Origin of the sequence: Streptomyces lavendofoliae (assembly GCF_014649735.1) — a bacterium.
Lineage (GTDB): Bacteria > Actinomycetota > Actinomycetes > Streptomycetales > Streptomycetaceae > Streptomyces > Streptomyces lavendofoliae.
Genome location: NZ_BMTP01000002.1, coordinates 278610 through 301152 on the forward strand (window position 1 = coordinate 278610; position 22543 = coordinate 301152).

Here is a 22543-nt window from a genome sequence, read left to right on the forward strand (position 1 = left end):
GCATCGGAGGTTTCCAGGTGACCCGCACACGCCCGCGCAGCCCCTTCCGCACAGCCGCCCTGGCCGGCACCGCGGTCCTCGCCGCGGCGGCCCTGACCGCGTGCTCGGGCGGCTCGGGAGACGCGAAGGGCGGAGGGAAGGACACCGCGCCGGAGACCCGGATCTCGGTGAACCTGTCCGGCAGCCGGGCGAAGGCCGGCGGGCCGGTGACGGTGACCCTGGCCGAGGGCAGGCTCCAGCGGGTCACCGTCACCGACTCCAAGGGCGCCACGCTCGGCGGCACGGTCTCCGCCGACGGCCGCACCTGGACGTCCGCCCGCGTGGCGGCGCCCGGTACCGGGTACACCGTCGAGGCGCGCTCGGCGGACGGCGGCACCGCCCGGGCGGACTTCGCCACGGCCGCACCGGACAGGGTGAACAAACTGACGCTGGCCCCGGGCAGGAACAGCACCGTCGGCATCGCCCACCCGCTGTCGATCGTCTTCGACCACCCGGTGAGGAACCGGGCCGAGGTGGAGAAGCACCTCAAGGTGACCACGTCGAACGGCACGGTCGGCTCATGGGGCTGGATGGAGGACTGGTCCGGCAAGGACCGGGTCGACTGGCGGCCGAAGGAGTACTGGAAGCCCGGGACGAAGGTCACCCTGAAGGCGGAGCTCAACGGCGTCGACTCGGGCCGGGGCGGCGGGTGGTTCGTCCGCGACTACAGCACCGACATGACCATCGGGAGGAACCAGGTGGTCGCGGTCGACCTCGACAGCCACCGGCTGAAGCTGCTGCGGGACGGCCGGGAGGTCAGGGACATCCCGATGTCGGGCGGTACGCCGGGCGGCGACAAGGCGTCCTGGAGCGGGAGGACCGTGCTGATGTCGAAGGAGGGCACGATCAACATGCGCTCCGAGACCGTCGGCCTGGGCGACGCGTACGACAAGATGGTCGACTACTCGATGCGGCTGACCTGGTCGGGGATGTACGCGCACGCCGCGCCGTGGAACGCCCGTCACATGGGCAACGCCAACCGGAGCTCCGGCTGCATCGGCATGGACACCCCGGACGCCCGCTGGGTGTACGAGCAGGTGCGGGTCGGCGACCCGTTCGAGGTGACGGGCGGCGACGCCAAGGGCACGCAGGCCCCCAACAACGGCTACGGCGAGTGGAACCTGTCCTGGGCCGACTGGCAGGCGAAGAGCGCCCTTCGCTGACACGGCGTCCAACAATCGTTACTACTGCGTAACTTACCGACGGGTTACCTTCGGTAAGCCACTCGTGCTTTCCTTCGGTTCACCTTTCAAGCTCCACAGCGATGGGGGAACGAACCGTGGCGAAGCGGCACACAGTCCTGCGTACGACGACGACCGGCGCCGTCTCGGCCGCCCTGGTGGCCGGGACGGCCCTGGGGTTCGCCCCCACCGCCGCCGCCACCGGGACCGCCGCCGCCACGACCGGCGGCGTACGGTTCGTCGACATCGCCGGCGACGGCGGCACCGTCCTGAAGGCCAACGTCGTCACCCCGGCCGGGTCCGACGGCACGCGCCGCTACCCGGTGATCGTGCTGCCCACCAGCTGGTCCATGCCGCAGATCGAGTACCTCGCCCAGGCGACCAAGCTCGCCGACGCCGGGTACGTCGTCGTCGGCTACAACTCCCGCGGCTTCTGGCAGTCCGGCGGGAACATCGAGGTGGCCGGCCCGCCGGACGTCGCCGACGCCTCCAAGGTCATCGACTGGGCGCTGGCCAACACCCCGGCCGACCCGGAGCGGATCGGCATGGCGGGCGTCAGTTACGGCGCCGGCATCAGCCTGCTGGCCGCCGCCCACGACGAGCGGATCAAGGCCGTCGTCGCGATGAGCGGCTGGGCGGACCTCATCGACTCCATCTACAGCGGCCGTACGCAGCACCTCCAGGCCGCCGCCATGCTCGGCGGCACCGGCTTCCTCACCGGCCGTCCCAGCCCCGAACTCCAGCAGACCCTCAAGGACTTCCTCGCCTCCAACCTCGACAAGGAGGACGAGATGATCGCGTGGGGGGCCAAGCGCTCCCCCGCCTTCCAGCTGGACCGGATCAACGCCAACGGCACCGCGATCATGCTCGGCAACGCCTGGGGCGACACCATCTTCCCGCCCAACCAGTACGCCTCCTTCTACGAGAAGCTCACCGGCCCCAAGCGTCTGGAGTTCCGGCCCGGCGACCACGCCACCGCCGAGGCCACCGGCCTGCTCGGCCTGCCCAACGACACCTGGACCAACGCCCACCGGTGGTTCGACCACCACCTCAAGGGCGTCGACAACGGCATTGACCGCGAGCAGCCGGTCCAGCTCAAGTCCCGGACCACCGGCACCTACGAGGGCTACCCCGACTGGAAGTCGGTCGGCGCCACCGAGCACAAGATCGCCCTCGCCGGCGAGCAGCGGGTGTACGCGAACGTCGACTCGGGCGCCAACGGCGGCGTCCTGATGCTGTCCAACCTGCTGGACCAGTTCCTCAAGCTGCCGCCCACCGCGTCCATCCCCCTCCTCCCCCGCTCCTTCGCCGCCGTCTGGCAGTCCGAGCGGTACGAGTCCGCCCGGCGCGTCCGCGGCACGGCGAAGCTGCACACCACGGTCACCAGCACCGAGTCGAGCGGCACGCTGGTCGCGTACCTCTACGACGTGGGCCCGCTCGGCCTCGGCAAGCTGGTGAGCAACGCCCCGTACACGTTCCACGACAGGACGCCGGGCCGGCCGTTCGCCGTGGACCTGGAGCTCTTCTCCACCTCCTACGACGTCCCGGCCGGCCACCGGCTCGCCCTGGTCGTCGACACCGTCGACCCGCTGTACATCGAGCACAACCCGTCCGGCGCGCGGCTGACCTTCTCCTCGCCGGCGGCCGACCCGTCGTACGTGTCGGTTCCGCTGCGCGGGGAGTGATCTCCGGCCGCTGCCGGGCGGGCCTGGCCCATCGGGTGTTCCGGCACCCCGACTCGCCGCCGCGACCCCTCCGCGCTAACCCGGCGCGGAGGGACCCCCCGGCAGCAGCGTCCCTGTCGCGGCCGGTCCGGTGTCCGGACCTTCCGTCCTCGGGCTGCGCCGTTGCCTCCTGGCCACCCAGGTGGCCGACCAGGAGAGCAGCATGCACATCCCGATGTAGATCGGTGAGATCACCATCACCACGGGGATGAACGGCAAATCGTAGTCGAGGTTCGACGCGATCAGCTTGCCGGCGTGGAGGAACTCCTCGTAGGTGATGAGGAATCCCAGCGAGGTGTCCTTCAGCGCGACCACCAGCTGGCTGATGACCGCTGGCAGCATGGCCCGCACCCCCTGCGGCGCCAGCACGTAGGTCATGACCTGCGTCTTGCGCATGCCGAGCGAGTACGCGGCCTCGCGCTGGCCGCGTTCCACCGAGTTGACGCCCGCCCGGAACACCTCGGCGAGGACCGAGCCGTTGTAGAGCGTCAGCCCGGTGACCAGGGCGGGCAGCGGCTGCACCTTCAGCGCCACGAAGACGAAGAAGATCATCACCAGCACGGGCATGGCGCGGAAGAACTCCACCACGGCGGTCGCCGCCCACCGCGGGACCCGGTGGTCGGACAGCCGCCCTGCGGCCAGGACGGCTCCCAGGGCGAGGGAGAGGACAGCGGCGTACGCGAACGCCCGGAGGGTGTTGCCGAGGCCGCGCAGCAGCAGTTCCTGGATGCCCTCGTACGCGAAGGGGTTCCACTTGGCGTGAGTGAACTGGCCGGTGTCGATCAGGAGGTACAGGACCCGGCCGCAGAGCGCCGCGATGAGGACGGCCGACAGGACGCCGTACGTCAGGTGCCGTCGGCGGGTCCGGGGGCCGGGGAGGTCGTACAGGGCGGTGGCGCTCGTCATCGGGCGACTCCCCAGCGCTTCTCCAGGACGGTGAAGACCGCGCTGATGGTGAGGGTGATGATCAGGTATCCGAGGGCGATCCAGACGAAGGTCCAGATGATGCCGTAGCCGAGTTCGTTGAGGGTCTTGTAGGTGCCGAGGAGCTCGGTGACGCTGAACGCCCCGGCGATGGCCGAGTTCTTGGCGAGGGCGATCAGCGTGGACCCGATCGGCGGGATGACGCTGCGGAACGCCTGCGGCAGGACGACGGCGCCCAGGGTCTGGGTGAAGCTCATCCCGAGGCTGCGGGCCGCCTCGCCCTGCCCCCTGGGCACGGTGTTGATGCCGGCGCGCAGTGCCTCGCAGACGAAGGCGGAGGTGTAGCAGCCGAGGGCCAGCACCGCGAAGAGCGTGAACGGCAGGACGACCCCGAAGCGCGGCAGGCCGAGCAGGACGGCGAAGAAGAGCAGGGTCAGCGGGGTGTTGCGCAGGACGGTCACCCACACGGTGCCGAAGGCCCGCAGCGAGCCGACGGGGGCGGCGCGGAACGCCGCCATCACGAAGCCGAGGACCAGGGCGAGCAGGGAGGCGTAGACGGTCAGCTCCACGGTGCCGAGGAAGCCCCTGCCGTAGAGCGACCAGTTGTCCGTCAGTACGTTCACGGCCCGCTCCTCAGCTCGCCGGGTAGCGGTCGACGGCGGGGGGCCTCGGTGCGGGGACGCCGGACAGGCCGAGTGTCGCGTCGTACGCCGCCTTCCAGTTGCCGTTCCTCTCGTTGGCCTCGATGGCGTCGTCGACGGCGAGGCGCAGGGCGGCGTCCGAACGCGGGACGCCGATGCCGTACGGCTCCTCGGAGAAGGGGGTGCCGACGACCTTGAGCTCCTCGGGGACCTTGGCCGCGTAGCCGAGCAGGATGGTGTCGTCGGTGGTGACGGCGTCGACCTGGTAGGTGAGGAGGTTGTCCACGCAGATGGAGTAGGTGTCGTACGCGACGAGGTCGGCCCTCGGGTACTCGGCCTCGATCCGCTGGTACGGCGTGGAGCCCGCGGCCGAGCAGACGCGTTTGCCCGCAAGGTCCTCCGGGCCCTTGATACCGATCTCGCCGGAGCGGACGAGGAGCGACTGGCCGGCCAGGTAGTAGGGGCCGGCGAAACCGACGAGCTTCTTGCGGTTGTCGTTGATGGTGTAGGTGCCGACGTAGTAGTCGATCTGGCCGTTCTGGAGGGCGGTCTCGCGGTTGGCGGAGGCGATGGTGCGGAACGCCACGGCCGCGGGGCCGAAGCCGAGGAAGGCGGCGGTCATCTTGGCGATCTCGATGTCGAAGCCGGAGTAGCGGCCGTTCGCGGGGTCCTTCTCGCCCAGGTACGGCTGGTCCTCCTTGGCGCCGACGACGAGGTGGCCGCGCCGTTTCGCGCGGTTCCACGTCGGGGAGTCCGGCAGCCGGAAGGCGGTGGCCACCCGGTACCGGGGCAGGTCGTCGGGCCGCGGCCCCTTCACCGGTGGGCTGCCGTCCTTGCCGCAGGCGCCGGCGGCCAGGGCGAGCGCCAGGGCCAGGGCCGGCGCGACGGCGGCCGGGGTGCGGTTCGCGCGGGTGGCGCGGGTGGCGCGGGTCGAACGCCGCGTGCGGGTCGAGCGCTGCGTGCCGTGCGTGCGGGTCATCGGTCCGGGCGCCCCTGTCAGTGCGTGAGGATCTTGGAGAGGAAGTCCCTGGCGCGCTCGCTGCGCGGGCTGGTGAAGAACTCCTCGGGGGCGCGGTCCTCGATGACGCGGCCGTCGGCCATGAAGACGACGCGGTGGGCGGCCGAGCGGGCGAAGCCCATCTCATGGGTGACGACGACCATGGTCATGCCGTCCCGGGCGAGCTGCCGCATGACCTCCAGCACCTCGTTGATCATCTCCGGGTCGAGGGCGGAGGTGGGCTCGTCGAAGAGGAGCACCTCGGGATCCATGGCGAGGGCGCGGGCGATGGCCACGCGCTGCTGCTGGCCGCCGGAGAGCTGGGCGGGGTACTTGTCCGCCTGGTCGGCGAGGCCGACCCGGTCCAGCAGCTCCCGGGAGCGCCGGTCGGCGTCCGCCCTGCTGCGGCGCCGGACCTTGACGGGGGCCAGGGAGACGTTGTCCAGGACCGTCCTGTGGGCGAAGAGGTTGAACGACTGGAAGACCATGCCGACCTCGGTCCGCAGCCTGGCCAGGGCCTTCCCCTCCTCGGGGAGGTCGCGCCCGCCGACGGTGATCCGGCCGGACTCGATCGTCTCCAGCCGGTTGACCGCCCGGCACAGCGTGGACTTGCCCGAGCCGGACGGCCCGATGACGACCACGACCTCACCGCGACCGACGGTGAGGGAGACGTCCTTGAGGACGTGCAGCCGCCCGTAGTACTTGTTGACGTCACGCAGCTCGATCAACGGATCGACGGCCATACGCTGCCCTGCCCCATTCTCAGCTGTGTCGAGGTCAGCGGAAACTATCCAGCCCGAAAAGGGACTTCACGCCCTCGACACGCATAAAGGAGGCATAAGCCGTATAACCACGCCAACCGGTTTCTATCCCTCGGCGGCTTCCGCGTAGACCTGGGAGAGTTCGGGCGAACCGCTGATCGCCCAGTCGAGGCCGGCCTCGACGACGTGGATCTCCCGGCCGGACACGAGCCGGACGACGGGGTGGCCGCCCGGCGTCAGGTACCAGTGCGCGCCCGCCACCGTCCGTACGATGACCGTGCCGAGGTAGAGACCCGCGTCGTTGCCCAGCCAGGGCAGTTCCTCGGGGTCGTCCCGCCAGCGCGGCAGCAGCTGGTCGATGGCTTCCAAGGACCGGGGGGTGTCGTCCAGTTGGACCCCGTACTCCTGTACGCGGGAGCGCAGCAGGTCGCACTCGGCGAGCATGTCGGCCACCCCCTCCGCGTCTCGCTCCACCGCGGAGGGGGTGGGCCCGCCGCCGCCGTGCCGCTTGCGCCAGGCGTCCAGGAAAGGGATGTTCATACCGCCCAGCGTCGCACCGAACCCACCGGACGCACTACAGGGCGCGCGCTACACGTCGAGGTCGACGACGACCGGGGCGTGGTCGGAGGCGCCCTTGCCCTTGCGCTCCTCGCGGTCGACGTAGCTGTCCTTGACGGCGTCGGCGAACGGCTTGTTGCCGTACACCAGGTCGATGCGCATGCCCCGGTTCTTGGGGAAGCACAGCTGGCGGTAGTCCCAGTACGTGAAGGGGTGGTCGTACTTCAGCGGGCGCGGCACCACGTCCGTGAGCCCGGTCTCGCGCAGCCCGGCGAGCGCGGCGCGCTCGGGCTCGGTGACGTGCGTCGAGCCCTCGAACAGGGCGCGGTCGAAGACGTCGTCGTCGGTCGGCGCGATGTTGAAGTCGCCGAGCACCGCGAAGGGGCGGGCGCCCGCCGCGTCGTCGGCGACCGCGCTCCTGAGCGCCTCCAGCCAGCGCAGCTTGTAGGCGTAGTGCTCGTGGGCCACCTCGCGGCCGTTCGGCACGTACACCGACCAGACCCGGGCGGGGCCGCAGGTGGCGGAGATGGCGCGGGGCTCGGCCACGCCGTCGTACTCCGGGCCGCCCGGCAGGCCGTGGACGACGTCCTCCAGGCCCACGCGGGAGACCAGGGCCACGCCGTTCCACCGGCCGGTGGCGTGGACCGACGACTCGTACCCCAGCTCCCGCAGCTCGTCGGTGGGGAACTGCTCCGCGGTGCACTTGGTCTCCTGGATGCACAGCACGTCCGTGCCGCTGCTCTCCAGCCACGCCAGCAACCGGGGCAGCCGGGCGGTGATCGAATTGACGTTCCAGGTGGCGATGCGCATGTCCCACAGCCTAACGGGGGCCTGTGACAGTCACAGGTCCGTCGCCTGCCCGGGGGTCAGCCGGCCGTGGTCGGTCCCGCCCAGGGCGCCGATCTGGCGGTCGTAGATCGGCCGGGCCAGGTCGGTGAGCAGCGCGTCGTGGATGTCGATGGCGCGGCGCGGCCCGACCTCGCGCACGTAGTCGATGACCTCGGAGATCTTGCTCCATGGGGCCATCACCGGGAGCATCAGCGTGTCGACCGGGTGGTCGGGGACGGTGAGGGCGTCGCCGGGGTGGAAGACGGACCCGTCGACCAGGAAGCCGATGTTGGTGATCCGGGGGATGTCGGGGTGGATCACCGCGTGCAGCTCGCCGTGCACCTGGACGTCGAACCCGGCGGCGGTGAAGGTGTCGCCGTGGCCGACCGTGTGGACCCGGCCGGGGAAGGCCGCCGAGATCCTCTCCGCGACGCTGCGCAGCGTCCAGACCGCGACGCCCGGGTCGGCCTCCAGGGCGGCCCTCAGCCGCCCCTCGTCGAAGTGGTCGGGGTGCTCGTGGGTGACCAGGACGGCGTCGGCGCCCAGCGCCGCGTCGTGTTCGCTGAACCCGCCGGGGTCGACGACGAGCGTCCGCCCGCCCTTCTCCAGCCGCACACACGCGTGGGACATCTTGGTCAGCTTCATGAGGGGCATCCTTCTCCTCGTGGACCGGGTCACGCCTCCGGAGTGGTCTCCTCCAGGATCACCCGGCGGGCGACGCGGAACGCCGAGTTCGCGGCCGGGACGCCGCAGTAGACGGCGGTCTGGAGCAGCACCTCCTTGATCTCCGCGGGCGACAGTCCGTTGCGCAGCGCGGCCCGGGTGTGGAACGCCAGCTCGTCCAGGTGACCGCCGGCGACCAGGGCGGTCAGGGTGACGGCGCTGCGGGTGCGCCGGTCCAGGCCGTCGCGGGTCCACACCTCGCCCCAGGCGTAGCGGGTGATCAGCTCCTGGAAGTCGCCGGTGAAGTCGTCGGCGGCGGCCATGGCGCGGTCGACGTGCGCGTCGCCCAGGACCTCGCGGCGTACCTTCATGCCCGCGTCGTACGGGTCGGGCCGCCCGGCCGCGGCGGGCCCGGCCGGGACGGGCCCGGCGGTGTGGACGGCGGCGGCCGGCGGCACGCCGCCGGGGACGACCGCCCCGGGCGCTACGCCACCCGCTGCCACGTGGACGCCGTGCGTCATGTGCGGCCCGGGCGGTACGTGCGGCCCGGCTCCGGGCGCTCCGTGCGGCCCGGGCGGTACGGCTCCGGCGGGGGCCGCTCCCTGCGGTACGGCGCCGGCCGGCGCGGCACCCGGCGCGAGGGGGCCCGGTGTGTGCGGGGCGGGCGTGTGCGCGGCGGGCGTGTGCGCGGCGGCGTCACCCGGGCGTCCGGGAGCGGTCGCGGCCGGTGCGGCGGGGTGCGCGGCGGGGGCGGCCGGCGCGGCGGGGGCCGCCACCACGGGCGGCACCGCGAGGGCCGCCATGCCGGTCGACGAGTCGGACACGGCCTGCCACGACGTGGAGAAGTGCCGCACCAGCAGGTCGGTGACGGCCGCCGGCTGCTCCACGGGCGCGAGGTGGGAGGCCCCGGGCACGACGGCGAGCCGGGAGTCGGGGATGCCCGCGACGAGGTGGCGCGCCTCGGCGGGGCCGGTGACCCGGTCCTCGGAGCCGACCAGGACGAGGGTGGGGACGCCCACGCGGCCGAGATCGGCGCGGACGTCGAAGGAGGCGAGCGCCTCGCACGCGCCGACGTAGCAGCCGGCGTCGGTCGTCCGGACCATCTGCACGGCCCACTCGACGATCGCGGGCTGGGCGGCGGCGAAGCCGGGGGTGAACCAGCGCTCGGGCGCGGTACGGGCCATCGGGTCCAGGCCGTTGGTGCGGACGATCACGCCGCGCTGGCGGAACTCGTCGGCGGTGCCGAAGCGCGGCGAGGAGGCGATCAGGGCGAGCGAGGCGAGCCGGTGCGGGGCCCGCAGGGCCAGGTCGGTGCCGATGGCGCCGCCGATGGAGCAGCCCGCGTAACCGAAGCGCTGGACGCCCAGTTCGTCGAGGGTGGCCAGCAGCCGGCCGGTCAGCTCCGTGACGGAGGTCGCGGGGTGGGCGGGGGCGCCGCCGTGCCCGGGCAGGTCGAACCGGATGACCCGCCACTGCCGTACGAGCTCGGGTATCTGCCGGTCCCACATGTGCCATGTGGTGCCCAGTGAGGGACCCAGGATCAGGACCGGGGCCTCCTCCGGCCCGTCGCAGCGGTATTGCAGGGTGTTCGACGGTGTCTCACTCACGCCCCAGACCCTCTCACGTATGACGCGGGGCCCTGTATCGGGGGCTTGCGGGAAGGCGGACGGCATCGCGGCACGGCGCGGCACGGCTCCGGCAGCCCGGCGACCCTCGTCTCCGGGAGCGTGGCGGGGCATCGGCGGCAGCCGGAGCCCGGGCGGGGGAACCCCCTGCGGGGCCCGCCGTGAAGAGAAGATCACACAGGCGATGGATCACTCCATCCCGCTCTCCGGGTAACGTCAAGGTATGAGCCATCCGCACCCCGAACTGAAAGCCGCCCCGCCTCTTGCCGAGGGAGGGCTGCGGGTCATCGCCTTGGGCGGCCTGGGTGAGATCGGTCGCAACATGACCGTCTTCGAGCACGCCGGCAAACTGCTCATCGTCGACTGCGGCGTGCTGTTCCCCGAGGAGACCCAGCCCGGCGTGGACGTGATCCTGCCGGACTTCACCTCGATCCGGGACCGGCTCGACGACATCGTGGCCGTGGTTCTCACCCACGGCCACGAGGACCACATCGGCGGCGTGCCGTACCTGCTGCGCGAGCGGTCCGACATTCCCGTCGTCGGCTCCAAGCTGACGCTGGCGTTCCTGGAGGCCAAGCTCAAGGAACACGGCATCCGGCCGCGCTCGGTGCGGGTCCGGGAGGGCGACCGGCGCGCCTTCGGGCCCTTCGACTGCGAGTTCGTGGCGGTCAACCACTCCATCCCGGACAGCCTCGCGGTCGCGATCCGCACCGGTGCCGGGATGGTGCTGCACACCGGTGACTTCAAGATGGACCAGTTCCCGCTCGACGACCGCATCACCGACCTGCGCGCCTTCGCCCGCCTCGGCGAGGAGGGTGTGGACCTGTTCCTCACCGACTCCACCAACGCCGAGGTACCCGGTTTCACCACCTCCGAGCGTGAGCTGAACCCGGCGATCGAGCAGGTGATGCGCACCGCGCCGCGCCGGGTCATCGTGTCCAGCTTCGCCAGCCATGTGCACCGCATCCAGCAGGTCCTCGACGCCGCCCACCAGCACGGCCGCAAGGTCGCCTTCGTCGGCCGGTCGATGGTCCGCAACATGGGCATCGCCCGTGACCTGGGCTATCTGAAGGTCCCCTCCGGTCTGGTCGTGAGCACCAAGGAGCTGGAGAAGCTCCCGGACCACAAGATCACTCTGGTGTGCACCGGCTCCCAGGGCGAACCGATGGCCGCGCTGTCACGGATGGCCAACCGCGACCACGTCATCCGCATCGGCAAGGGCGACACCGTCCTGCTCGCCAGCTCCCTCATCCCCGGCAACGAGAACGCCATCTACCGGGTGATCAACGGACTCACCCGGTGGGGCGCCCACGTGGTCCACAAGGGCAATGCCAAGGTGCACGTCTCCGGGCACGCCAGCGCCGGGGAACTCGTCTACTGCTACAACGTCGTCAAGCCCCGGAACGTCATGCCCGTGCACGGCGAATGGCGCCACCTGCGGGCCAACGGCGACCTCGCCATCCGTACCGGTGTCGACCCGGACCGGGTCGTCATCGCCGAGGACGGTGTCGTCGTCGACCTGGTCGACGGGCGCGCGTCCATCACCGGCAAGGTGCCCGCGGGCAACGTCTACGTGGACGGCATGGAAGTCGGCGGCGCCACCGAAGCGTCCCTCAAGGACCGTCTCACCCTCGCCGCCGAAGGCGTGGTCACGGTGGTGGCGATCGTCGACGCGGACACCGGCGCCCTCGCCGAGGCCCCCGATTTCCTGGCCCGCGGCTTCGTCCACGACGACACCACCTTCGAGCCGGTCATCCCCGTCATCGAGAAGACCCTGGCCACCGCGGCCGAGGAGGGCGTCGGGGACGCGCACCAACTCGAACAGCTCATCGCCCGCGCCGTGGCGAACTGGGCGTTCCGCACCCACCGCCGCAAGCCCCTCATCATCCCCGTCATCATCGACGCCTGAGCCGCGACCCGGCGGCGCGGTGCGGCACCCGTACGACGACTCCGGGAGTCCGGCGACCGCGCGGGGTACGTCGGCGGCGGCGCGCCGGCGCCGGCCGCGGCCCGCGAGCCGGCGCGGCGGCCGGCCCCCGGCGCGGTGACCGGCACCGCGCGGGCGGTCAGGGAGTCGCCGTCGAGACGACGTACACCCGCGGGGCCGCCGGGTCGGTGAGGTCGACGGTGATGTCGCGGGTGGGGCGCGGGTCCTTCTGGCGGTGCGTGGTGGCGGACCAGTCGCGGCCGGCGGGGAACGTCCAGCCCACGGTGCGGGCGTCGCGCTCGCCGATGGTGACGTCCGCGGCGTCGAGCGCGGCGCGGCTGGTGCCCACGTCGTTCAGGAAGTCGTCCAGCCCCGTCCCGCTGGTGGTGAACTCGACGTACAGCCTGCTGGTCTTCCAGTTGCTCGTCTCGAAGTACGCGACCTCGGTGGAGCCGGCCGGGATGGGCACCTCGAAGACGCGGCGCTTCATCTTGGACGGCCAGCTGTCCCGGAGGCCGGTGACGGACGACTCGGCCTCCTTGTCGCGGCCACTGGCGCGGCTCTGCTGGGCGGAGACCACCAGGTAGCCGGCCGGGATGCCGATGAGCAGCACGATGACGACGGCGGTCAGGACCCGGCGGCGGATCATGCGCCGCCGCTCCTCCGGGGACGCGGGCTGGTTCAGCACGGACGTGACGGACATGGCTACGGTTCCTGGGGGGGTCGGGTGCTGCGGCCGGTGACGCCGCCGTTGCGGATGGCCTGGGCGTACCGCTCGTACTTCTCGTAGCGCTCCAGCCGGCGGCGGTTGGCGCGGCGGAAGCGGCGCGCGACGAGCCGGGCGAGGTCGGCGGCGCCGACCATGCCGGCCTCCGGGCCGAGCTGCGCCTTGGCGATGCGCGCCTCGGGGCGGTAGCCGCGGCCGGTGAGGTGGCGGCGGAAGGCGTCCCGGGCGGGGCCGATGAGCAGGTCGTCGGCGGCGCTGACGCCCCCGCCGACGACGAAGCAGGACGGGTCGAGGGCGGCGGCCAGGTTGGCGATGCCGACGCCGAGCCACTGGCCGATGTCCTGGAACAGCTCGATGCACATCGCGTCGCCCTCGCGGGCGAGCTCGGTGATCAGCGGGCCCGTGATGTCGGGTACGGAGCCCTTGACGCGTTCGATGATGTTGTAGGCGACCGGTGAGTCGGCCGCCGCCAGCTCGCGGGCCTCCCGGACGAGGGCGTTGCCGGAGCTGTACTGCTCCCAGCAGCCGCGGTTGCCGCACGGGCAGCGGTGGCCGCCGGGCACCACCTGCATATGGCCGAACTCGCCGGCCACCCCGTACTTGCCCCGCTTGACCTGCCCGTCCTCCAGGATGGCGCCGCCGATCCCGGTACCGAGCGTGATCATCACGAGGTGGTCCTCGCCGCGGCCGGCGCCGAACCGCCACTCGGCCCAGGCGGCGGTGTTGGCGTCGTTGTCGACCATGACGGGCACGGCGAGCCGGGCCTGGAGCGAGTCGCGCAGCGGCTCGTTGCGCCAGGCCAGGTGGGGGGCGAACAGCACGCGGCTGCGGTCGGCGTCGACCCAGCCGGCGGCGCCGATGCCCACGGCGTGCACGTCGTGCCGGTCGGAGAGGTCCAGCACCAGTTCGGTGATGGTGTCCTCGACGACCTTGGCGCTCTTGGACTTGTCGGGCGTCTCGGTCTTGATCTGTTCCAGGATGTGGCCGTCGGCGTCGACGACGCCCGCCATCACCTTCGTCCCGCCGATGTCGATGCCGACGGTGGGGACGCGCGGCGCGGTCAGGTGCGAGCGGCGCTCGCGGGCCGACACGGTCCGCAGGACGGTGGCGCGGGCGGAGCCCCGGTGGGGGAAGTCGCGGTACGTGCTCACGAGTCCTGTCGTCCCTGGTGGTGGGGGCCGGGAGGTGGGGGCCCGGCGGCGGACGGCGCCCGCCGCCCTCGATTCTGCCAGGTACGTGGCCGGGGGCGGCGGCGCGCGGTGGTCAGGGAGCCTCGGCCGGCGGCACGTGGTGGCCGCCCACCCGGGTCGGGGCGGGGGCGCGGCCCAGCTCGTGACGGAGGTCCTCCAGCTCGCTGCCGCCCGCCATCTGGCGGGTGAGTTCGTCGAGCGTGACGGACTCCTTGGTGTGGCTCGCCGCCATCACTCCGCGCTTCAGCAGCACGAACCGGTCACCCACCAGATACGCGTGGTGCGGGTTGTGGGTGATCAACACCACCCCGAGGCCGGCGTCACGGGCGGCGGCCACATACTTCAGCACCACCCCGGACTGCTTGACGCCGAGGGCGGCGGTCGGCTCGTCGAGGACGAGGACCTTGGCGCCGAAGTACACCGCGCGGGCGATCGCCACGCACTGGCGCTCGCCGCCCGAGAGGGTGCCGATCGGCTGGTCGACGTCGCGCAGGTCGATGCCCATGCGCAGCAGCTCGGCCCGGGTCGTCTCACGCATGAGGCCGACGTCGAGGCGCTTGAAGGGGCCGGCGCCCCGGGTGGGCTCGGAGCCGAGGAAGAAGTTCCGCCAGACCGGCATGAGCGGTACGACGGCCAGGTCCTGGTAGACGGTGGCGATGCCGCGGTCCAGGGCTTCGCGCGGCGAGGAGAGGCCGGCTTCCTCACCGTCGATGCGCAGGGCGCCGCCGTCGTGGGGGTGCAGGCCGGAGATGATTTTGATGAGGGTCGACTTGCCGGCGCCGTTGTCGCCCAGGACGCAGGTGATCTCCCCCGCGTGGACCTCCAGGGAGACGCCTTCGAGGGCGCGGATGTTGCCGTAGTACTTGCTGACGTCGTCGAGCTCCACCAGTGCCGTCACTTGGTCGCCTCCGCGCGCTTGCGGACCCAGGCGTTGAGCAGGGTCGCGAGAAGGAGCATCGCTCCGAGGAAGAACTTGAACCAGTCCGGGTTCCACTCGGCGTACACGATGCCCTTGCTGGTCATGCCGAAGATGAACGCGCCGACCGCCGAGCCGATGGCGGAGCCGTATCCGCCGGTGATCAGGCAGCCGCCGATGACGGCGGCGATGATGTAGATCAGTTCGTTGCCGACGCCCTCGCCGGACTGGACGACGTCGAACGAGAAGAGCAGGTGCTGGCCGGACACCCAGGCGCAGAAGGCGACGCCCGCGTAGAGACCGATCTTCGTGGCGCGGACCGGGACGCCCACCGCGCGGGCGGCGTCCGCCCCGCCGCCCACCGCGAAGATCCAGTTGCCGAAGCGGGTGCGCAGCAGGATCCAGGTGGCGAGGGCCACCAGGCCGAACCACCACAGGATGGTCACCTTGACGTCGAGGCCGCCCAGGGAGAACTGGGAGGCGAACAGCGTCCGGGCCGAGGAGAAGCCCTCCATGTCGGCGATGGTCTTCGTCGACACGGTGCCGCTGATCAGCTTGGTGAGGCCCAGGTTCAGGCCGGTCAGCATCAGGAACGTACCGAGCGTGATGATGAAGCTCGGTAGCTTGGTCCGGGTGAGCATGACGCCGTTGAAGACGCCGACGGCGAGGGTGACCAGGAGCGACACCAGGACGCCGACCCAGACGTTCGCGGTCATCCGGTAGCTGAACATCGAGGAGATCAGCGCGGAGCTGGTCACCATCACGCCGGCCGACAGGTCGAACTCGCCGCCGATCATGAGCAGCGCGACGGGTACGGCCATGATGCCGATCGTCGAGGCGGCGTAGAGGACCGTGCCGAAGCTGGACGCCCGGAGGAAGCCGTCGGCGACGATCGAGAAGAAGAGGAAGACGGCGACGGCCCCGACGACCGAGCCCAGCTCGGGGCGGCCGAGAAGGGCGCGCAGCGGGGAGGTGCGCAGCAGGCGCTCGTCGGCGGGAGCGCCGTCCTTCACGGGTGGTGCGGTCGCGGTCATCGGGTTCCTCGCTCCGTGAATTCCGCCAGCGCGGCGGCGTCCTTCTCGGTGATGATCTGCGGTCCGGTCAGCACCGGCCGGCCGCCACCGAGGACGTCGGCGTTGTACCGGTAGAGCCACAGCAGGTCCACCGCCTCGTAGCCCTGGAGGTAGGGCTGCTGGTCGACGGCGAAGCCGAGCTGCTTGCTCTTCAGACCGGCGGCGACCTTGGCGTTGAGGTCGAAGGTGTCGATCTCGGCTGTGGACCCGGCGCTCTTCTTCGCCTGGACGGCGGCGTCGGCGAAGGGCGCGCCGAGGGTGACGACGGCGTCGATCGAGGGGTCCGTCTGGAGCTTGGCCTCGATGGATGCCTGGACGTCGGGCATGTTGGTGCCGTCGACGTACAGGTTCTGGAGGGTGCCGCCGAAGGTCTTCCCCACCCCGGCGCAGCGCTGCTCGTGGCCGACGTTGCCCTGCTCGTGCAGGACGCACAGCGCCTTCTTCCGGCCGCGCTGGTCCAGCTCGTCGCCGACGGCCTCGCCGGCCACGCCCTCGTCCTGCCCGATGTGGGTGAGGGCGCCGAACCCCTTGGACTGCGCGGAGCCGGAGTTGACCGTGATCACCGGGATGCCGGCCTTCACGGCGCGGGCGACGGCCGCCTTCATCGCGTCGGGCTTGGCGAGGGTGACGATGAGCCCGTCGACCTTCTTGTCGATGTACGAGTCGACCAGCTGTGCCTGCTGCTGGCCCTCGTCGCTGTGGGCGTACAGGAAGTTGATGTTGTCCTTCACGGCCGCCTGCTTGGCGCCGCTCTGGACGATGTCCCAGAAGGTGTCGCCGTCGCCGGAATGGGTGACCATGGCGATGGTCCACTTCGGGGTGTTCACCGCGGACCGGCCCTCGGCGGCGGCGGCCCTGCGGGCGTCCTCGGCGCGTTTCCCGCCGGTCGCGCTGCATCCCGAGGCGGCTGCCGCCAGGGACACTCCGAGGACCGTCACCAGCACCGCGCGGAGCGCGCGTACTCCTGTCCGAACCGTTGCCACGACGCCGTGCCCCTCTTGCTGTGTCTGTTGTGTCTGCTGTGCCTGTTGTGCTCGCTGTCGTGCGACTGGCCAAGTATGGGTCATGGTGATGTGCCCGGATTTCATCGGGTACCGCGGGCGGTCGGTTCCTCCGGTACCGGGGTGGCGGCGGGTCCGCCGCGGGGGCCGCCGCCGGCGCCCCGGCCCCCGGTGGTCCTGCCGCCCGAGCCGCCTCGTCCGGTGGCGGTGACGGTGAGCGCGACTGCGGCCGGCGGGGCCGCTGCCGCCGTGCGGGTGGTACGCATGCGTGGTCCGCCTTGTCTCCCCGGCGCCGCCCGATTGCGGCTGGGTGCGTTTCTACGGGGGTGGGGCCAGCCCGTCAATACTTTGTCCGAACATTCTTACGCGCCGAGGGGCGGCGCGTTCGGACGACTGGTTCACCGGCGTCAGGGCCGGACCAGCAGCTGGAACTCGAAGGCGTACCGCGACGCCCGGTAGACGTGCGAGCCGAACTCCACCGCCCGGCCGGTGTCGTCGAAGGTGGTCCGCTCCATGGTCAGCAGCGGGGCGCCCTTCTCCTCGGTCAGCAGCTCCGCCTCCAGCGCGGTGGCGGCCCGCGCCCCGACCTTCTGGCGGGCGCTGTGCAGCGTGATGCCCGCGCCGCGCATCATCCGGTACAGGCCGGTGCTCTCCAGCAGCTCGGTGTCCAGGTCGAGCAGACCGAGCGGCAGGTGGTTGCGCAGCCGCGCCACCGGCTCTTCGTGGGCGAACCGCAGCCGCTCCACGAACCGGACGTCGGTGCCCTCCGGTACGCCGAGGGCGGCGGCGACCTCGGCGGGGGCGGGCTCGACACGGTTGATCAGGACGATCGTGGCCGGGCGCTGGCCGGCGGCCTCCAGGTCGTCGTAGAGGCTGCTGAGCTCCAGCGGGCGCTTGACCTGGCTGTGCACCACCTGGGTGCCCACGCCGCGCCGGCGCACCAGCAGGCCCTTCTCGACGAGGGCCTGGATGGCCTGGCGGACGGTGGGCCGGGACAGGCCGAGCCGTCCGGCCAGCTCGATCTCGTTGCCGAGGAGGCTGCCCGGGGTGAGCGTCCCGCGCTCGATGGCGGCTTCCAGCTGCTGGGAGAGCTGGAAGTAGAGCGGGACCGGGCTGGTGCGGTCCACGCTCAGAGGCAGGCGCACGACGGAACCGGTCTCTTCTCTGGCTGCTCGGGTCTGCTTGGGCACGGGCCGAGCCTATCCACAGGAAATGATGACGGGAAGTTGTGAAGTCATGTTGTCAGGACAAAAGCTTGACACAATGACAGGCCCGGCATCACCTTGGGGGCCATGCGCATCGGACTCATCGGAACGGGACGTATCGGGACCTTCCACGCGGGCGTGCTCAGCCGTCACCCCGAGGTGGGGGCCCTCGTGGTCACCGACGCCGACCCCGGCCGGGCGGCGAAGGTCGCCGAACTCACCGGCGCCACGGCGGCGCCGAGCGTCGACGGCCTCTTCGCCGGGGGCCTCGACGCGGTGGTCATCGCCTCGGCGACCTCCTCCCACGCCGGCCTCATCGCCCGCGCCGCCCGCGCGGGCCTGCCCGCCTTCTGCGAGAAACCCATCGCCCTCGACCTGCCCGGCACCCTCGGCGCGCTCCGAGCGGTCGAGGAGGCCGGCACCCAGCTCCAGCTGGGCTTCATGCGCCGCTTCGACGCCGGCTACCGGGCCGCCCGGGCCGTCGTCCACTCCGGGCGCATCGGCCGGCTGCACACCGTCCGGGCCATCACCTCCGACCCGGCACCGCCACCCGCCGCCTACCTCCCGCTCTCCGGCGGCCTGTACCGCGACTGCCTGGTCCACGACTTCGACATCCTGCGCTGGGTGACCGGCCGGGAGGTCACCGAGGTGTACGCGACGGGCTCCGACGGCGGTCCCGGGATGTTCCGCGAGGCGGGCGACGTCGGTACGGCGGCCGCGCTGCTGACCCTCGACGACGGCACCCTCGCCACGGCCACGGCCACCCGCTGCAACGGCGCCGGGTACGACGTACGGATGGAGCTGGCGGGCGAGCGCGACCAGATCGCGGTGGGCCTCGCCGACCGGACGCCGATCACGTCCACCGAACCGCTCGGCCCTCCCCCGCCCGACAAGCCGTGGCCGGGTTTCCTGGAGCGGTTCGCCCCGGCGTACGAGGCGGAGCTGGACGCCTTCGTGCGCCTCGCGCGCGGCGAGCTGGCCAACCCGTGCGACGGCCACGAGGCGCTGCGGGCGCTGCGGGTCGCCGAGGCGTGCGAGCTGTCCCGCCGGGAGCGCCGCCCGGTGCGGCTCGACGAGGTGCCGTCGGCGCTCTGAGGCGCCTCGCCCCCGGCTCCCGGGCGCGCCGGCCGCGCCCGGGCCGCGCCCGGGGCGGGGCGGGGCCGGGGCCGGTCAAGGGGTCAGGGGGTCACCAGGTCACGGGAAGGCGGCGGACCCCGCGCATGAGGAGGCCTGGCAGCCAGTCCGGCGGACCGGCCGAGGGGTCGAGGGCCAGCGCGGGGAAGCGCTCCAGCAGGGCGCGCACCGCGATGCGTCCCTCCATGCGGGCCAGCGGGGCGCCGAGGCAGTGGTGGATGCCATGCCCGAACGCCAGGTGCCCGGTGGTGTCGCGCCGGATGTCGAAGCGGTCGGGGTCCGGAAACCGGGCCGGGTCCCGGTCGCCCGCCGCGATGCCGACCAGCACGGCGGCACCCGCCGGGATGACCGTGTCCCCGACCTGGACCGGCTCACGGGCGAAGCGCGCCGTGCCCGTCTCCACGGGCCCGTCGTAGCGCAGCATCTCCTCCACCGCCCCGTCGAGGAGGCCGAAGTCGGCGCGCAGGGCGGCCAGTTGGTCCGGGTGGGCGAGCAGCGCCCGTACACCGCCCGAGATCAGGTTGACCGTCGTCTCGTGCCCGGCGATCAGCAGCAGGTAGGCCATCGCGCGCAGTTCGGCGGCCGACAGCCGGTCGCCGTCCTCGGCGCGGGTGCGCAGCAGCGCGGAGAGCAGGTCGTCGGCGGGGCGGGAGCGCCGCTTGTCCTCGATGAGCGCGTCGAGATAGCCGCTCAGCGCGTGCACGGCGGAGGTCTCGAACGCGCCGCCCGTCGGTGCGACGATCTCGGTGGACCAGGCGCGGAACGCGTCCCGGTCGGCGGCGGGGACGCCGAGCAGCTCGCAGATCACCGTGATGGGCAGCGGGAAGGCCAGGGCGTCGACGAGGTCGGCACGGCCCTTGGGCTCCACGGCGTCGATCAGCTCGTCCGTGACGCGCCGCACCCACGGGCGCAGGGCCTCCACGCGGCGTCCGGTGAACTCGCGGGCGACCAGTTTGCGCAGCCGCGTGTGGTCGGGCGGGTCGAGCACCAGCAGGTAGGGGCCGACGACGTCCTCGTCGAGCATCCGCCGTCCGGCCGTCGAGGGCGCCTTCGACAGCCGGGGGTCGGCGAGCGCGGCCCGCGCCTCGGCGTGGCCGACGATCAGCCAGACGTCGTTGCCGAGGGCCGTGCGCACATGGTGGACCGGGCCGCTCTCCCGGAGTCTCGCGTAGTACGGGTAGGGGTCGGCGACGAAGTCGTCGCCGTACTCGCTCAGATCGACCGTGATCACCGGGCCAGACTAGCCCTCCGCCGACGGGTGGAAGAGGCGAACCGGTGGTGGTTTTCGGTCCGGTGGCGCTGGGTAGAGCCCTTCGCGGGAGCGCTCCCATCAGGCGGGTAAGGATCACACCCGGAAAGATGGAGCCGCACATGAACCGTCAGGACCGCACCGCACCCCGATCCCGTTGGGTGCCGCATCTGCTCACCCTCCTCTGCGCGACGTTGCTCGGCCTGCTGCCGTGGACGGGCACCGCCTCGGCGCACGGGTCGGTCGTCGACCCGGCCTCCCGCAACTACGGCTGCTGGTTACGCTGGGGCAGCGACCACCTGAACCCGGCCATGCAGCAGCAGGACCCGATGTGCTGGCAGGCGTGGCGCGCGGACCCCAACGCCATGTGGAACTGGAACGGCCTCTACCGCAACGGCGTCGGCGGCAACCACCAGGCCGCGATCCCCAACGGCCAGCTGTGCAGCGGCGGGCGCGCCGAGGGCGGCCGCTACAACGCCCTGGACGCGGTGGGCCCGTGGAAGACCACGAACGTCGCCGGCACCTTCTCGGTGAAGCTGTACGACCAGGCGAGCCACGGCGCCGACTACTTCCAGGTCTACGTCACCCGGCAGGGCTTCAACCCCGCCACGCAGGCGCTGAGCTGGAGCGACCTCCAGCTGGTCAAGCAGACCGGCCGGTACGCCCCGAGCCAGAACTACACGATCGGCGATGTCAGCGCACCGGGCCGCACCGGCCACCACGTCGTCTACACGATCTGGAAGGCGTCGCACATGGACCAGACGTACTACCTGTGCAGTGACGTGAACTTCGGTTAGGAGCAGTCCGGTCGATCAGGCCGGATGACCGGGGGGATGACCGGGCGAGTGGCGTCCGACCCTGATGCCCCGCCGCGTGCCGTCGGCGCCTCGGTGACCGGGGAGGGCGCGGCGGGCGCTCGCCTGGCCGCCGCCCTCCCCGGACGCACGGGGCGCCGACCGGCCTTCCGACCGGTCGGCGCCCCGTGACGGCGTCAGCGGCGGGGGCCGGCCGTGTGGCGTGGCCGCTCCGCCGCCGGCCCTACGCCTCGGCCTCCAGGAAGTAGTCGTACGTGTCGGGCGCGAACGTGAGGTCCGCCCAGCCGGCGAGCGCGGCCCGGTGCCGCTCGTCCAGCGGGTAGACGTCGACCAGCCGGTCGACGGGGATCCCGATCAACCGCGCGAGGCGGTCGGCACCGACGGCCGAGAGGTCCGTCTCCTCCTCGGCCGCCTCGGAGATCTTGTCGTAGGCCACGACGACGTACTTCATGGGGTCACCTTCCGGCACACCGCCTCGTACGCGTACGCCCTGCCGTGGGCGAACGCGACGGGTGGCCGCACCGGCGCGACCGGCACGGCGACCGCGTGACCCGCGCCGGCACCGAGCCGCCTCACTCGCCTCACTCGCCGAGGGCGAACGTGCCGAAGCGTGCGGGGCCGGCCGCCCGGTAGGTGTGGATGGCGACGCCGGTGGACGTGGTCCGGTGGCCGGTCAGCTCGAAGGCGGTCGGGCTGCCGCCCTCGGGGAACAGTCGTCGGCCCTTGCCCAGGAAGACCGGGTAGACCAGCAGGTTGAGCTCGTCGACCAGGCCCAGCGCGATGAGGCTCTGGGCGAGCCGGGCGCTGCCGTGGACCTGGATCTCCTCGCCGGGCCCCTGCTTGAGGCGGCCGACGTCCTCGGCCAGGTCGCCGCCGAGGACGGTGGAGTTGTTCCAGCCGGCCTTGTCGAGGGTCCGGGACACCACGTACTTGGGCAGGGCGTTGAGCCGGCTCGCGACGGGGTCGTTCTCGTCGGTGACGTGCGGCCAGTACGCGGCGAAGATCTCGTACGTCCGCCGGCCGAGCAGGAAGGCGTCCACCCGGCCGAACACCCCGTCCATGAAGCGGCCGAATTCCTCGTCCACGAAGGGGACGCTCCAGCCGCCGTAGGCGAAGCCGTCGGTGCGGTCCTCGTCGGGGCCGCCGGGCGCCTGCATCACGCCGTCCAGCGTCATGAAGGTGGTGAGGGTGAGCTTGGCCATGGCCGGTGCCTTCCGTTTCCGTCGTGTTCGTTCTTCATCGTGCGTCACCGGGTAGGACCTCGCCCGCGTCCGGAACTCATCGGTGGCCGGGCGCCGGAGTGCGCGTCCGATTCCCGCCGGTGCGACGCCCGCCCTTCCGGTGTTCTTGAACCCGCAACCACTT

22 protein-coding genes are annotated in these 22543 nt (G+C 72.0%); 5 read left to right on the top strand and 17 right to left on the bottom strand.

Annotated elements, in window-relative coordinates; genetic code table 11:
* Window positions 1-17 precede the first annotated feature (17 nt).
* The gene (locus IE109_RS04145) at window positions 18-1202 is read left to right on the top strand and encodes a L,D-transpeptidase (RefSeq protein WP_189549140.1); all 1185 of its coding nucleotides are present in this window, start codon (window positions 18-20) and stop codon (window positions 1200-1202) included.
* Between the two features lie 101 nt (window positions 1203-1303).
* Window positions 1304-2905 (top strand): alpha/beta fold hydrolase, encoded by a 1602-nt coding sequence (locus IE109_RS04150; protein WP_189549142.1) that lies wholly within the window; start codon window positions 1304-1306, stop codon window positions 2903-2905.
* A gap of 75 nt (window positions 2906-2980) precedes the next feature.
* Here IE109_RS04150 and IE109_RS04155 read toward each other — a convergent pair whose 3' ends face one another.
* The 8 genes from IE109_RS04155 to pcaC all read right to left on the bottom strand — a co-directional run bounded on the left by IE109_RS04155 (window position 2981) and on the right by pcaC (window position 9923).
* Complete coding sequence (locus IE109_RS04155) at window positions 2981-3850, bottom strand: amino acid ABC transporter permease (RefSeq protein WP_189549144.1); 870 nt, start codon at window positions 3848-3850, stop codon at window positions 2981-2983.
* Complete coding sequence (locus IE109_RS04160) at window positions 3847-4491, bottom strand: amino acid ABC transporter permease (RefSeq protein ID WP_189549145.1); 645 nt, start codon at window positions 4489-4491, stop codon at window positions 3847-3849. Before IE109_RS04160 ends, IE109_RS04155 begins: the two co-directional genes overlap by 4 nt.
* Window positions 4492-4501: 10 nt before the next feature.
* On the bottom strand, window positions 4502-5488 hold the full coding sequence (locus IE109_RS04165; protein WP_189549147.1) for a glutamate ABC transporter substrate-binding protein: 987 nt from the start codon (window positions 5486-5488) through the stop codon (window positions 4502-4504).
* Between the two features lie 17 nt (window positions 5489-5505).
* A complete protein-coding gene (locus IE109_RS04170; protein WP_189549149.1) occupies window positions 5506-6249 on the bottom strand; it encodes an amino acid ABC transporter ATP-binding protein in 744 nt (247 codons plus the stop codon).
* A gap of 123 nt (window positions 6250-6372) precedes the next feature.
* A complete protein-coding gene (locus tag IE109_RS04175) occupies window positions 6373-6807 on the bottom strand; it encodes a DUF6278 family protein (protein ID WP_189549151.1) in 435 nt (144 codons plus the stop codon).
* 48 nt (window positions 6808-6855) lie between these two features.
* On the bottom strand, window positions 6856-7635 hold the full coding sequence (locus IE109_RS04180; protein WP_189549153.1) for an exodeoxyribonuclease III: 780 nt from the start codon (window positions 7633-7635) through the stop codon (window positions 6856-6858).
* 30 nt (window positions 7636-7665) lie between these two features.
* On the bottom strand, window positions 7666-8298 hold the full coding sequence (locus tag IE109_RS04185) for an MBL fold metallo-hydrolase (RefSeq protein WP_189549155.1): 633 nt from the start codon (window positions 8296-8298) through the stop codon (window positions 7666-7668).
* 29 nt (window positions 8299-8327) lie between these two features.
* Window positions 8328-9923, bottom strand: a complete 1596-nt coding sequence (gene pcaC, locus IE109_RS32980) for a 4-carboxymuconolactone decarboxylase (RefSeq protein WP_229890529.1) — start codon at window positions 9921-9923, stop codon at window positions 8328-8330.
* A gap of 241 nt (window positions 9924-10164) precedes the next feature.
* Here pcaC and IE109_RS04200 point away from each other — a divergent pair, with 241 nt between their 5' ends.
* Entirely contained in the window at window positions 10165-11850 is a 1686-nt protein-coding gene (locus IE109_RS04200; RefSeq protein ID WP_189549158.1) for a ribonuclease J, read from the top strand.
* 157 nt (window positions 11851-12007) lie between these two features.
* Here IE109_RS04200 and IE109_RS04205 read toward each other — a convergent pair whose 3' ends face one another.
* The 6 genes from IE109_RS04205 to IE109_RS04230 all read right to left on the bottom strand — a co-directional run bounded on the left by IE109_RS04205 (window position 12008) and on the right by IE109_RS04230 (window position 17902).
* A complete protein-coding gene (locus IE109_RS04205; protein WP_189549160.1) occupies window positions 12008-12571 on the bottom strand; it encodes a hypothetical protein in 564 nt (187 codons plus the stop codon).
* 2 nt (window positions 12572-12573) lie between these two features.
* A complete protein-coding gene (locus IE109_RS04210; RefSeq protein WP_189549162.1) occupies window positions 12574-13746 on the bottom strand; it encodes an ROK family glucokinase in 1173 nt (390 codons plus the stop codon).
* A 112-nt stretch (window positions 13747-13858) separates the two neighbouring features.
* Entirely contained in the window at window positions 13859-14683 is an 825-nt protein-coding gene (locus IE109_RS04215; protein ID WP_189549164.1) for an ATP-binding cassette domain-containing protein, read from the bottom strand.
* Window positions 14680-15735 carry an ABC transporter permease gene (locus IE109_RS04220; RefSeq protein WP_189549166.1) on the bottom strand — a complete coding sequence of 352 codons (1056 nt, stop codon included), beginning with the start codon at window positions 15733-15735 and terminating at the stop codon, window positions 14680-14682. Before IE109_RS04220 ends, IE109_RS04215 begins: the two co-directional genes overlap by 4 nt.
* Window positions 15732-16757, bottom strand: a complete 1026-nt coding sequence (locus IE109_RS04225) for a sugar ABC transporter substrate-binding protein (RefSeq protein ID WP_229890531.1) — start codon at window positions 16755-16757, stop codon at window positions 15732-15734. The genes IE109_RS04220 and IE109_RS04225 overlap by 4 nt, the downstream gene beginning before the upstream one ends.
* 425 nt (window positions 16758-17182) lie before the next feature.
* A complete protein-coding gene (locus IE109_RS04230; protein WP_308431333.1) occupies window positions 17183-17902 on the bottom strand; it encodes a GntR family transcriptional regulator in 720 nt (239 codons plus the stop codon).
* Between the two features lie 165 nt (window positions 17903-18067).
* Here IE109_RS04230 and IE109_RS04235 point away from each other — a divergent pair, with 165 nt between their 5' ends.
* Complete coding sequence (locus IE109_RS04235; protein ID WP_189549170.1) at window positions 18068-19075, top strand: Gfo/Idh/MocA family protein; 1008 nt, start codon at window positions 18068-18070, stop codon at window positions 19073-19075.
* A gap of 91 nt (window positions 19076-19166) precedes the next feature.
* Here IE109_RS04235 and IE109_RS04240 read toward each other — a convergent pair whose 3' ends face one another.
* A complete protein-coding gene (locus IE109_RS04240) occupies window positions 19167-20345 on the bottom strand; it encodes a cytochrome P450 family protein (protein ID WP_189549172.1) in 1179 nt (392 codons plus the stop codon).
* A 140-nt stretch (window positions 20346-20485) separates the two neighbouring features.
* On the opposite strand from IE109_RS04240, the gene IE109_RS04245 reads away from it, so the two are divergent.
* Window positions 20486-21160: a lytic polysaccharide monooxygenase auxiliary activity family 9 protein gene (locus tag IE109_RS04245; RefSeq protein WP_189549173.1), complete on the top strand. Its 675-nt coding sequence runs from the start codon at window positions 20486-20488 to the stop codon at window positions 21158-21160.
* 241 nt (window positions 21161-21401) lie between these two features.
* On the opposite strand, the gene IE109_RS04250 is transcribed toward IE109_RS04245, so the two are convergent.
* Complete coding sequence (locus IE109_RS04250; protein ID WP_189549175.1) at window positions 21402-21629, bottom strand: DUF7683 domain-containing protein; 228 nt, start codon at window positions 21627-21629, stop codon at window positions 21402-21404.
* A gap of 130 nt (window positions 21630-21759) precedes the next feature.
* Window positions 21760-22380: a dihydrofolate reductase family protein gene (locus IE109_RS04255; protein WP_189549178.1), complete on the bottom strand. Its 621-nt coding sequence runs from the start codon at window positions 22378-22380 to the stop codon at window positions 21760-21762.
* Window positions 22381-22543: the final 163 nt, after the last annotated feature.